Origin of the sequence: Devosia sp. (genome assembly GCF_017307495.1) — a bacterium.
GTDB lineage: Bacteria > Pseudomonadota > Alphaproteobacteria > Rhizobiales > Devosiaceae > Devosia_A.
On the sequence record NZ_JAFKHE010000016.1, the window covers coordinates 84,158 to 96,326 of the forward strand.

General features: G+C 65.9%; 11 protein-coding genes. 4 read left to right on the forward strand and 7 right to left on the reverse strand.

The genetic code is table 11. The annotated features are described in order from the left end of the window. Positions 1 to 11 precede the first annotated feature (11 nt). The 7 genes from J0I99_RS08370 to J0I99_RS08400 form a co-directional block, all read right to left on the reverse strand. The gene (locus J0I99_RS08370) at positions 12 to 797 is read right to left on the reverse strand and encodes an IclR family transcriptional regulator (RefSeq protein WP_291397064.1); all 786 of its coding nucleotides are present in this window, start codon (positions 795 to 797) and stop codon (positions 12 to 14) included. Positions 798 to 997: 200 nt separating this feature from the next. Further along, positions 998 to 2,188 (reverse strand): enolase C-terminal domain-like protein, encoded by a 1,191-nt coding sequence (locus J0I99_RS08375; protein ID WP_291397065.1) that lies wholly within the window; start codon positions 2,186 to 2,188, stop codon positions 998 to 1,000. A gap of 44 nt (positions 2,189 to 2,232) precedes the next feature. Beyond that, a complete protein-coding gene (locus J0I99_RS08380; RefSeq protein ID WP_291391163.1) occupies positions 2,233 to 3,228 on the reverse strand; it encodes an ABC transporter permease in 996 nt (331 codons plus the stop codon). Next, positions 3,225 to 4,214, reverse strand: a complete 990-nt coding sequence (locus tag J0I99_RS08385) for an ABC transporter permease (protein ID WP_291391164.1) — start codon at positions 4,212 to 4,214, stop codon at positions 3,225 to 3,227. Before J0I99_RS08385 ends, J0I99_RS08380 begins: the two co-directional genes overlap by 4 nt. Positions 4,215 to 4,411: 197 nt before the next feature. Continuing rightward, on the reverse strand, positions 4,412 to 5,464 hold the full coding sequence (locus J0I99_RS08390) for a substrate-binding domain-containing protein (protein ID WP_291390854.1): 1,053 nt from the start codon (positions 5,462 to 5,464) through the stop codon (positions 4,412 to 4,414). 54 nt (positions 5,465 to 5,518) lie between these two features. Further along, positions 5,519 to 6,325 carry an ATP-binding cassette domain-containing protein gene (locus J0I99_RS08395; RefSeq protein WP_291397066.1) on the reverse strand — a complete coding sequence of 269 codons (807 nt, stop codon included), beginning with the start codon at positions 6,323 to 6,325 and terminating at the stop codon, positions 5,519 to 5,521. Positions 6,326 to 6,614: 289 nt separating this feature from the next. After that, a complete protein-coding gene (locus J0I99_RS08400) occupies positions 6,615 to 7,265 on the reverse strand; it encodes a GntR family transcriptional regulator (RefSeq protein ID WP_291397067.1) in 651 nt (216 codons plus the stop codon). A 259-nt stretch (positions 7,266 to 7,524) separates the two neighbouring features. On the opposite strand from J0I99_RS08400, the gene J0I99_RS08405 reads away from it, so the two are divergent. From J0I99_RS08405 to J0I99_RS08420, 4 genes are all read left to right on the forward strand, one after another. After that, positions 7,525 to 8,853 carry an extracellular solute-binding protein gene (locus J0I99_RS08405; protein WP_291390857.1) on the forward strand — a complete coding sequence of 443 codons (1,329 nt, stop codon included), beginning with the start codon at positions 7,525 to 7,527 and terminating at the stop codon, positions 8,851 to 8,853. Between the two features lie 243 nt (positions 8,854 to 9,096). Further along, positions 9,097 to 10,005: a carbohydrate ABC transporter permease gene (locus J0I99_RS08410; protein ID WP_291390858.1), complete on the forward strand. Its 909-nt coding sequence runs from the start codon at positions 9,097 to 9,099 to the stop codon at positions 10,003 to 10,005. Next, the gene (locus tag J0I99_RS08415) at positions 10,005 to 10,889 is read left to right on the forward strand and encodes a carbohydrate ABC transporter permease (RefSeq protein ID WP_291397068.1); all 885 of its coding nucleotides are present in this window, start codon (positions 10,005 to 10,007) and stop codon (positions 10,887 to 10,889) included. The genes J0I99_RS08410 and J0I99_RS08415 overlap by 1 nt, the downstream gene beginning before the upstream one ends. Positions 10,890 to 11,048: 159 nt before the next feature. After that, positions 11,049 to 12,098 (forward strand): mannonate dehydratase, encoded by a 1,050-nt coding sequence (locus J0I99_RS08420; RefSeq protein ID WP_291397069.1) that lies wholly within the window; start codon positions 11,049 to 11,051, stop codon positions 12,096 to 12,098. Positions 12,099 to 12,169 lie beyond the last annotated feature (71 nt).

Below are 12,169 nucleotides of genomic sequence, written 5' to 3' on the forward strand. Positions count from 1 at the left end.
AGCCATCGCCATCACCCCGCCATCCGTTCGGCCGCAGCCGCGACCGGGGGCCAGGCGCCGGCGAAGCCGAGGCGGCGGCTGACGTGTTCGCAGGCGTCCCACAGCATGGCGACGATCGGCATGACGTTGGCGCCGCCGGGCTTCTTCACCGACGGGCCGGTGACGCTCATGGCGCCGACCGAGGTGCCGGATCGATCGAGGATCGGCACGGCGACGCAGTAGACACCCATCACCACTTCCTGGTCGTCGATCGAGTAGAAGCGCGCGCGGATGCGGCCGATCTCCTCGCGCAGCCTCGCCGGGTCGGTGATGGTTTGGCTGGTGAGCGCGGAGAGCGGCTGGTTGTAGATCTCCTCGCGCTTGTCCTCGCTCATGAAGGCCAGCATGGCCTTGCCGGCGCCGCCGCAATTGAGGGGCCCGCGCGAGCCGATGCGCAGGTCGAGCTGCATGCCCTCGTTGCCGCGCACCTTGTCGATGCAGACGCCATGGAGGCCGCTGAGCGCGTTGACGTTGACCGTCTCGCTCGTCGCCTCGGCGATCCTTTCGGCGAACGGGCGGCACAACCGCGGCAGGTCGATACGCTCGAGCTGCATGCCGGTGATCTCGAGCAGGCGGAAGCTCAGCTCCCACTCGCCCGCCGGCGTGCGGTCGGCAACGCCCGCCTCCGCAAGATCGAGCAGCATCCGGTGCACCGAGCCCAGCGGCAATTGCAGCTGCTGGGCAACGGCGCGCACGCCAAGCGGTCCCTTCCTTGCCAGAAGGTCCATGGCCTGCACTGACCGGATGATGCTCGACATCTAGGCGACAGCTCCTGCGCAATGGATTGCAGTCGGACCACTCTCGCGCTTGCCGCCGAGCATTGGCCCCGGACCCACCAAACCCGCCGTGTCATCCCCGCGAAAGCGGGGATCGCCGTTTGGGTCGGGCATCAAGAACAGGGGTTCCCGCTTTCGCGGGAATGACTCCGCGCTCAACCGAAGCCAGTTGGCCCTCGTTATCACCAGTGGGTCTTCTTCGTCGTGGCGTTGGGCTCGATCAGGTTGTCGTTGATGTAGTCCCACTGGATTTCGTAGCCCATGCCCGAGCCCTTGGGCAGGTGCACGTAACCCTCGGCGTCGATCTTATCGACGATATTCTTGAGGTAGGGGTGCGGCTTGTCGTAGTCGACGCCCGGCGCCAGCAGGCCCTTCTCGTAATACTCGGACGTATCTTCCGACGTCGCGCCACAGACCTGCAGGTTGCCCCAGCCGGCCATGTGCATTTCGCAGCGCAGGCCATAGGCCTCGGCAACGATGGCGGTCTTGCGGGCGCCGGTGATGCCGCCGCGGACCACGTCGATGCGGCTCATGTCGCCGGCGCCGCGCAGGATCCATTCGGCGCGGCTGAACACGCCACCGGCGACGATCTCGGGGCTGAGGATCGGGATCGAGAGCTCGCGCGAGAGCCGGACGTAGCTCTCGACCCGGTATTCCGGCATCGGGTGCTCGTACCAGTAGTAGTTGAGCTTTTCGAGCTCGCGGCCGACCTGGATGGCTTCCTCGAGGCTCATGTAGGTGCCCCACGGATCGTACATCAGCACGTAGTCGGGGCCGACGGCCTCGCGCACCAGATGGATGGTCTCGATGTCGGCCTTGATGTTGGACGGACGGCCCGGCGTCGGGGTGCCGGTCTCGGGGTTCCAGAAGTAGTGCGGGTGGATCTTGTAGGCGATGTAGCCTTCCTTTTTGCACTGCAGCGCATGGTCGGCATAGACCTGCGGCTTGCCGATGTTGGGATAGGTCGAGGCGTAGGCCTTCACCTTGTCGCGGGCGCCGCCCATCAGCTTGTAGACCGGCAGGTTGGCGAAGTTGCCCGCCAGGTCCCACAGCGCATTGTCGATGACCGAAGCCACGTTCTCCTGGACGTTGGCAACCCACATCCACTTCCAGATCATCTCGCGGTCCATCGGGTCCTGCCCGACGAGCAGGTCCTTGATGCGCCACAGGATCGCCTGCTGGTCGACGACGTTCAGGCCCTCTGCGTCACCGTGCGAGCCGCCGCCGAAATAGTGGCCCTCGACGCCCTCGTCGGTGTGGATGGTGAGCAGGGTCTGCATCATCGGCGTATCCGGCATCGGCCGGGCGTAGCCGGTGTCGAAGCGGTCGGCGGTGGTGCGGAACGACTTGATGGTGATGTCCGAGATCTTCACGGCGCGGTCCTTGGTGTGTCCCTGGGGGATGAAGTGGAATGGGCTTATTCGTAGGCGTCGCCGCCGCGAATGCGGTCGAGCAGGACTGCTGCCAGCAGCAGCAGGCCGACAATGATGTTCACGTAGTAGGGGCTGATCGCCTTCAGATCGAGGATGTTGGACACACCCGCGACCGCAAGCAAGCCCAGCGCGCCGCCGATCGGATTGCCGACGCCGCCGCGCAGGATCGAGTAGCCGCCGATCATCAGCGCGGCGTAGACCTGGAACTCGAGGCCGAAGCCGGTGGCGCGGGCAGCCGAGCCGAGTTGGGCGGCGTAGACGATGCCGCCGAGGCCGGCGCCGAAGGACGAAAGCAGCAGCGCCGCGACGCGTACGCCCCTGACCGAGATGCCGGCACGGGCCGCCGCCTTGTCGTCACCGCCTACCGCCTGCACGTGCCGGCCAGCCCGGGTCCTGGTGACGATCAGCGCCGCGACCACCGTCAGCGCGATGGCGACGAGGAAGAACAGCGGCAGGCCGAACAGCTGCAGGCTGATCAGGTTGAACATGTCGATGTTGAAGGCAAAGATCGTGCCCTGCGAGCCGAGCAGCACCCAGGCGATGCCGCGCAGCGCCACCAGCATGCCCAGCGTCGCCGCGATCGGCTCGGCGCCGAAGCCGACGATGGCAATGGCGTTGATGCCGCCGAAGCAGAGGCAGGCGACGAGGGTCACAACGGCGGTCGTGGCCGGATCCCAGCCGAGCGAGATGAGCAGGGCAAAGAGGGCCGACGAGAAGGCCACCATCGAGCCGATCGACAGGTCGACGACGCCGGAGAGCAGGGCGAAGCCCGAGAAGGCGCCGACGATCAGCGGCACGATCAGGAAGGTCCCCATGATCGAGACGTTGCCGAAGCTCAGGAACTTCGGGCCGACCCAGAACCAGCCGATGGCGATCACCGCGATGAAGGTGATGCTGATCGAGGCGACCGAGCCGGTGAGGATGGCGCGCCAGTCCTCGCTGAGGCCCTTCCTGACGGGGGCAGCGGTGATGTCGGTCATGGTGTGCCCTTCCGTGCCCGCCAGCCGTCGATGGCGACCGCGATGATAAGGATGAAGCCCTGGAAGATCGACTGCGTGTCCGAGCTCAGGCCGAAAAACACCAGCGAGGTCGGAATGGTCGAGAGGAACCCGACCGAGAGCAGGAGCATCCAGAAATTGCCGCGCCCGCCGGCCAGCGAAATGCCCGCGAGGATGACGCCGGCGATGATGTTGAGCTGCAGCGTGTTGGCCGAGCCCGGGTTGAACGGGCCGGCGGTCGCGGCGAACAGCACCGAGGCGAAGCCGACGAAGCCGCCGGCGATGGTGAAGATGGCAAAGCGGGTGAGCTTCAGCGAAATGCCGCGCGCCTTGGCGGCAGCCTTGTTGCCGCCCACGGCGATGGCGCGACGGCCATAGCGGGTGCGCGGCATCAGCAGGCCGACGATCAGCACCAGGGCCAGCATGGGCCAGAAGATCGCCGGCAGGCCGAGGAAACTGGCGCGGCCGAACTGGTAGATCTCGCTGTTCAGCGGCACCTCGGCGAGCTGGAAGACGAGGAACAGCACGGCCAGGCCGATGAAGTTGGTGGCGAGCGTGACGATCACCGGGTTCAGCCTGGCGAAGACGACGATCGCGGCGTTGAGCGCTCCCCACAACATGCCGGAAAGGATGGCGCCGACGATCACCACGGCGAGCGGCATGCCGGCCTCGGACAACCGGACGGCCACGAGGCTGGCAAGGATCATGTTGGCGGGCTGGCTCAGGTCGATGAAGCCGCCCGAGATGGCGACGAGCCCCTGCCCGATGGCGAGCACGCCGACCACCGCCATGGTGAAGGTCACCGCCAGCAGGGTCTGGTGCGAGAGGAAGTCTTGGCGATAAAGGCCGGTGGCGACGATGAGCAGCAGCCACACGGCCAGCAGCATCAGTCCGGTGCCCCAGCCGCCCAGGCGCACCTTGAGCGGCACGGCCGGCGCAGCGGTCTCGATAGCAGGGGTTACGGACATTGTGGGTTCCGAAGGGATTCAGCAGCAGGGATTCAGCAGCAGGTTGAAAAGGCCCCCTCACCCGGCCCTGCGGGCCGACCTCTCCCCGAGGGAGAGGTAGTGGTGCGGCGAGATCGTGCCTCGGTTCACCTCTCCCTCCGGGGGAGAGGTCGCCGCGTAGCGGCGGGTGAGGGGGCCTTCAGGCAGTCACGTCCAAGTCAGCCCTTGTTGGGGCAGAACAGGTCGTACTCGGTGGTGCCGGCGGGGGCAGCGAGCAGCTGCTTGACGCGTTCCGCCATGTCCGGCACGGCCTTGGCCTGCTCGGCGGTCACCGGGCACGGCTGGACCTTGGACGCCGGATCGCCGGCATCGGCCTTGAGCGGCGGGATCTTGCCCTCGGCGATCGGCTTGATCACGTCGCGGATGGCGTACACGGCGTAGCCTTCGAGGAAGTAGAACACCGAGCCGACAAGGTGCGGGTTGACGTTGTCGCCGGTGATGAAGGCGCCGTCCTGGCCCCAGCCGATGACGTCGTCGGCGCGACCGAGCTGCTCGGCAGCGTTGATGAGGGCGAGCACGCCGCCGTCATTGAGGCCGACCACGGCGATCTTCTTGGCATCGGGATGCGCCGCGAGCAGGTCGCGGGCAGCCGGCAGGCCGACAGCAGCGTCACCCTGGCTCTCGAAGCTGACATACTTCTCCTTCGGGATATCCGGGCAGATGTTGCCCAGGCCGGTGCGCATGCCGCCGGTGCGCCACTCGTTGACGATGCCGGCGCCGGCGCCTTCGGCCGAGACGACGAGGTCGGGATTGCAGTCCCACTTCTCCTTGACGATCTTGCCCAGCCCTTCGCCACCGGCGATGCCGGCCGCGAGGTTGTCGATGCCGACGAAGTACATGCCGGGGTCGGCGATATCGTAGGTGACGATCGGGATCCCGGCCTGCTTCATGACGGCGGAGATGGCCGGGTTGGATGCGGCCTGGCCATTGAACTGGATGACGGCCTTGGCGCCTTCCTGCACGAAGATCTGCGCGTTCTTGAGCGCGGTGGCCGGGTCGTTGTTGTTGGAGAGCTCGACATAGTCCCAGCCCTCCTTCTCGGCGAGGGCACGGGCGACGTCGCCCTGGGCCTTCATCCACTCGCAGCAGGTGTTGCCACCCACCGCCATGCCGAGCTTGAACTTGTCCTGGGCTTCGGCGATGCCGCCGAGGCCGAGAACGGCCGGCACGGACAGCGCCATGACGGCGAAGGCACGGGTCGTGTTACGCAACATAGGTCTCCTCCCTGAGTATGCGAAACGTGTTGGGCGGCCGGGGCGGATGCCTCAGGCCGCAACCTGGGCAGCGGCGCGCGCCTCGGGCGAGTCGCCCGGGATGGCGCCGGTAATCAAACCGACGATCTCGTTGACCTCGGTATCCTTGACGGTGCGCGTCGCAATGGAGCGCCCCAGCCGCATGACCGTGATGCGATCGGCAACGCTCATCAGCTGCTGCATGTTGTGGGAAACGATGATCACCGAGACGTCCTGCTCGCGCAGCGAACGGATCACCTCGAGCACCTGGCCGGTCTCGCGGACGCCGAGCGCGGCGGTGGGTTCGTCGAGGATGACGATGCGGCGGCCCCAGAGCAGGGCGCGGGCGATGGCGAGGCACTGGCGCTGGCCGCCCGACATACCCTTCACCGAGACGTTGATCGAGGGAATCTTCACCTTCAGGGTGTTCAGCACCTCGCGGGCGCGCTCCCGCATCTGCCGGTCGTCGACGAGGTTGAACAGGCGGGCCAGCGGGTTTTTCGAGAGCTCTTCGCGGCCGAGATAGACGTTCTGGTAGGCCGACATGGTGTCGACCAGCGCGAGGTCCTGGTAGACCGTCTCGATCCCTGCATCCATGGCGTCCTGGGCGCGCTTCAGCACCACCGGGCGGCCGTCGATGACGATCTCGCCGCTCGAGGGCGCGACAATGCCGGAGAGGATCTTCAACAGCGTCGACTTGCCGGCGCCGTTATCGCCGACGAGCCCCACGACTTCACGCGGATAGAGCTTCAGCGACGCATCGGCGAGCGCCGTCACGGCGCCGAAATGGCGAGCGATGTTGCGTGCCTCGAGCACGGGCGCAGCGGCCAAGTCCGACATCGATGTCCTCCCTCGCGCTCGCCGTGCGTTCCGCATCTGGAACGAGCGTTTCATATTAGGGACACGCTAAATCCGGAGCGGGAGCGCTGTCAACGGGGACGCGGATTCGACTTGCGAAGGGTGGGTTCCGACCCGGTAAGCTCTCACAGCCACGGCCGTCATCCCGGCGAAAGCCGGGACCCATTGCGGAGTACTGGGTAACGCGCGGACGCCTCCGATCCATGGGCACCAGCAGCGATGGGGCTTTCGGCGCGCTGGGTGCCGGCGGGACGACGACCTGTGGAGGCGGCTACGTCGTCAGCACGCGATGCAGCACACCCTGAAGGTGCCGCTCGAGGGCCTCGACCGCACCGTCGACATCGGCGACTTTGAGAGCATCGATGATGTCGATATGCTCCTCCATCGACGTCACCGTGTTGGCCGGGCCAACGGCGTTGAGATTGTGCAGGCGCAGCAGGTACATCTTCTGCGTCAGGCGGGCGTAGTTCACCCGGATCTGGTCGTTGTCGAAGGCATCGACGAAGGTGTCGTGAAAGCGGCGCTCCAGCTTCTTCACCGGGACGCGGTAGGCCTCAAGATCATTGACCTGGCGCACGAAGTCGATGATGGCGGTGTGCTCGGAGCGGATCGTGTCGATCCAGTCGCGCCGCACGGTCTGGGCGAACTTGCGCAGCCCCTCCTTTTCGAGCAGCCCGCGGAACTGGAAGCAGTTGCCGACGAATTTCACGTCCGGATAGAAGATGGTGATGCCGACCTTGCGGCGGACCGTGATCAGTCCTTCGGCCTCGAGCAGCGTCGTCGTCTCGCGCATCGGCGACAGCGAGATGCCCAGGATCCGGCACAGTTCGTCCTGCGTCAGGGTCTGGCCGAGCTGCAGCCGGCCGTCGATCAGCGCATCGAAGAATGCCTGGTAGCCGGCATTCTCGATTTCACCCCTCATCCCTTTCTCCTATCAGCGACCGCATTGACAGCAGTTTGGCGGTCAGAATACGCTCTTATTCACTGTATTAAATATACTTAATGCCATTCGACAAACCAATTTCGCGAGCGGCCGTGTCCCCCACGGGGCATGGCCGCCGATCGAACGACGGCGGGGAGGACCTGGGGATCAGCAGTTGCGCGGGCTCGGCTGGCGCTGGTTGCTGCACTTCATGTGCGAAGCGTCGGTAGCCTGAAACTGCTCAATGGAGGAGATGAGCATGACCGAAGGTACGAAGAACCAGAAGACCGGCTGGACGCGCCGCCGTGTCCTCGGAACCGCCGCAAGCGGCCTCGCACTTGCCGCCGCCGGCGGTTTCCCGATGCCGGCGATTGCCCAGGGCAAGAAGCTGACCTACTGGGGCGGGCTGATCTTTTCCGACGATGCCAACAAGCTGCTGACCGACACGATCAACGCCTGGGGCGCGGCCAATGGCGTCGCGACCGAGGTCGTGATGATCAACCAGAACGAGACCACGCAGAAGGTCTCGGCGGCGGTCTCATCCAACAGCATGCCGGATGCCCTCGACATGGGTCTCGGCCTGGCCCGGCTGCTGGCCCGGCAGAGCCAGTTCTCCGACCTTGGCGATCTCTACAAGAAGATCGGCGACGCACAGGGCGGCTGGTTCACCGGCCCCGACACGGCGACGGACCTGACGGCGGACGGCGGCATCGCGCGCGTCGGCATCCCGTTCGGCGTCAACGGCAACCTGCTGCTCCGCCGCAAGGACCTGCTCGAGCCCGCCGGCTTCACCGAGCCGCCCAAGACCTGGGACGAACTGGTCACGCAGGCCGAAGCCATCAACAAGCCCCCGGTATCGGGTCTTGGCCTCGCGCTCTCCAATGTTGGCGACGCCAACCTCCAGGTCGCCGTGCTGCAGTCGTTCGGCGGCCGCATCGCCGATGACGCGGGCAAGAAGGTGACGCTCGACACGCCCGAGACGCGCCTGTGGCTCACCTGGCTCAAGAATGCTTGGGACAAGGGCCTGTTCTCGCCCGGCAACACCACCTGGGACGGGGCCGGCGACAACCAGGCCTATCTCAGCGGCCAGGCCGGCTTCATCGCCAATACCGGTTCGGTCGGTATTGCCGCGAGGAAGGACGATCCGGAGCTGTTCCAGTCCAGCGCCTTCTCGCCGCTGCCGGGCGGGCCGAAGGGCATCATCTCGCCGATCGACGTGCAGGTGCGCGCCATCACCAAGGCCAGCGCCATGCAGGACGAAGCCAAGGCGCTCTTGGAGCACCTCAGCAGCCCCGAGTTCATGAACGCCTACTTCAACGTGGCGATCTACGGCCCGGTGCTGGCGGCCCAGGAGAAGCTGCAGGCTTTCGACGGCACCAACACGATCCTCGTCGGCCTGCTCGGGCTGGCCAAGAACGGCACTGCCCCGGCCTACCCCGACGTCAACAATGCCGCCTTTGCCGACTTCAACTCCAACTTCCTCATCCCCAAGCTGGCGCAGCGCGTGGTGGTGGACGGCTGGGATTTCGACAAGGCCATCGCCGAAGCGCAGGCCCAGGGCCAGGCGATCTACGACAAGTACGCCTGACCGAGAGTTCCTCCCTGCCGCGGATGGCCCCCCAAAGGAGCCATCCGCGGGTCTCTTGCGGAAGGGTGCTTCATTGAACGATCGGAGCGCTTGGCGACCCCTCACCCTGACCCTCTCCCCAGGGGGGCGAGGGGACGTGGTGGCAAGGTCCCCAGTATCCATCAGCCTTGAGTTTTCGGCTCTTGCGCCCCCTCGCCCCTCTGGGGAGAGGGTCGGGGCGAGGGGCAGCCAAGGGCACAGACCATGACCGTATCCGCCCAAGTCCCAGCCCGCTCCCGCTTCGCCGGCGGCCTCAGGCTCAAGCTCTTTGCCTATGCGCTCGTGGCGCCGGTGGTGTTGCTGATCCTCGGCCTTGTCGCCTACCCGTTCCTGTTCGCCATCTGGGTGTCGTTCACCGACATGGTGATCGGCAGCGTCGGGCAGTTCGTCGGTTTCAAGAACTTCCAGTACCTCGCCGGCACCGCGACGTTCTGGAGCGCCATCTGGAACACGGTGACCATCGTCCTCGTCTCGGACGGGCTGAAACTCGCCATCGGGCTCGGCCTGGCCCTGCTCGTCCACCAGAAGCTGCCGGGCCGGGGCCTGTTCCGCTCGTTCCTGATGCTGCCCTGGGCCATGCCGGCCTTTGTCGCCTTCCTGACCTGGCGCGTGCTGTACCAGCCGATCGGCGGTGGCATAAACCTGATCCTGACGCAGACGGGGCTCTACCCGCAGGTCATCGACTTCCTCGGCCAGCGCCAGACTGCGATGGCTTCGGTCATCGCCGCCTCGGTCTGGCGCGGCTTTCCGTTCTGGTTCGTCTCGATCCTCGCGGCGCTGCAATCGGTGCCCAAGGAGTTGTACGAGGCCGCCATCGTCGATGGCGCCAATGCCTGGCAGCGGTTCTGGAACGTCACCATCCCGAGCATCCTGCCGGTGATCATCGTCACCACCCTGCTGAGCTCGATCTGGACCGCCAACGGCTTCGAGCACGTCTGGCTGCTCACCGCCGGCGGGCCGTCCGACGCCACCATGGTATTCCCGGTGCTCGCCTATTTCGGCATGCAGACGCAGCGCATCGGCGAGGCGGCAGCGGTGTCGGTCTACATGCTGCCGGTGCTCGCCATCCTCGTGATCTTTGCCACGTCGCTGATGATGCGGAGGGAGGAATAGTGACCAGCCTCGCAGAAATCGCCAGCGCTGCCCCCGAGAACGCCAATGCCGCCGCGCGGCGGCGCTTCATCATGGGTCGGGCGCTCAGCTACCTGGCGCTCGGCATCGCCGTACTGCTGGTGCTGTTTCCGATCTACTGGATGATCATCACTTCGCTGAAGCTGCCGCGCGAGATCTATCGCGTCCCCTCCCTGTGGCCCAAGACGTTCACCCTCGACAACTTCGTCAAGCTGCTCGCCGACGGGCAGTTTCTGCTCGCCATCCGCAACAGCTTCATCGTCGCCTCGATCGTCACGGTCATCTCGGTGATCATCTCCAGCTTTGCCGCCTATTCGATGGTGCGCTTCCGCTACCGGTTCCGCGGCGTCATCGGGCGGCTGATCCTGTTCGCCTACCTGACGCCGGGCTCGCTGCTGTTCATTCCGCTGTCGATCGTGATGGCGCAGCTCAAGCTGGGCAATTCGCTGGTTGGACTGATCCTGGTCTATCTCACCTTCTCGCTGCCGCTAGCCACCTGGCTGCTGCAGGGCTACTTCCGCGGCGTGCCGCGCGAGCTCGAGGAGCAGGGCATGATCGACGGGCTCAGCCGGTTCGGCGCCCTGGTGCGGATTGTGCTGCCGCTGTCGGCCCCGGGCATCGCGGCGGTCGCCATCTTCACCTTCACCGGGGCGTGGAACGAGCTGCTCTTCGCGCTCGTCCTCATCACGTCGGAAAGCCAGCGCACCGCGCCGCTGGCCCTCAACTATCTCATCACCTCCGACGTGCTGCCCTGGGGCCCGCTGATGGCGGGCGCGGTGATCTCGTCGGTGCCGCTGATGGTGCTCTACTTCATCGCCCAGCGCTTCATGGTGGCCGGCATGACCGAGGGCAGCGTCAAGGGATGAGTGCGATCCCGTCTCCCCACCTCCACCGGGTCATTCCCGCGAAAGCGGGAACCTCTGTTTGGTCAGTGGCAGCGGCGGCAAGCAAGACACGGGTCCCCGCTTTCGCGGGGATGACCCGGTGACAACAACGAACCGAGTTCGAGGATTAGGGAAAGAGCGATGGGTATCAGGGTTGCGGTAGGCCAGTTTCACGAATTGACCGAGGAACGGCTGCGCTTTGCCGCGCAGATTGGCGCCTCGGGCCTGCAGATGAACAATCCCACCCTCCCCGGCGACAGCCGCTGGGAGCAGAAGGACGTGCGGGCGCTGGTCGAGCAGGTCGAAGCCGCCGGCCTCAAGTTCGAGGCGATCGAGAATGTCCCCACGCACTTCTACCACAAGGCGATGATGGGGCTCGACGGCCGGGACGAGCAGATCGAGAACTACCAGGCGACGATCCGCGCCGTTGCCCGCGCCGGCATCCCGGTGCTGGGGCTGCACTTCATGCCGAACTCGGTGTGGACCACCGATCGGGCCGGCGCCACCCGCGGCGGTGCGGTCGCCCGCCAGTTCGACATGGCGGTGGTCGAGGCCAATGCCGACAATCTCGAGCTGTTGCGCTCGTTCATGCCGACGACGCTCGGCCGCGCCTCGTCGATGCCGCTGTTCGGCAAGGACGGCCCGGTGATCACCGAAGCGCAGATGTGGAGCAACTACGAGTACTTCATGAAGGCGGTGCTGCCGGTGGCCGAGGAGGAGGGCCTGAAGCTGGCGCTCCATCCCGACGATCCGCCGGTGCCGATGCTGGGCGGCGTGGCGCGCCTGTTCTACAAGCCGGACAACTTCAAGAAGGCCTATGAGCTGGTCGGCAAGTCCGATGCGTGGACGCTCGACCTCTGCCTCGGCTGCTGCTCGGAAATGGTCGGCGGCAAGCAGAACGTCACCGAGATGATCGAGTATTTCGCGCCCAAGGGCCGCATCTCCTACATCCACTTCCGCGACGTGAAGGGCTCGGTGCCCGATTTTACCGAGTGCTTCATCGGCGACGGCAATTTCGATCCGGCTGAGGTGATCGTGCTGCTCGCCAAGAACGGCTTCGACGGCTTCCTGCTCGACGATCACGTGCCCAAGATGGACGGCGACAGCGACTGGAACCACCGCGGCCGCTCGCACGCCATCGGCTACATGCAGGGCCTGATCCGCATGGCAGAGTTCCTCGGCAAGCTCTAGGTCCGGCAGCTTCTGCCGCGTCCGGCACTCCGGGCGCGGCAGCCTGACGCAGCGACAAACCGTACAGCACG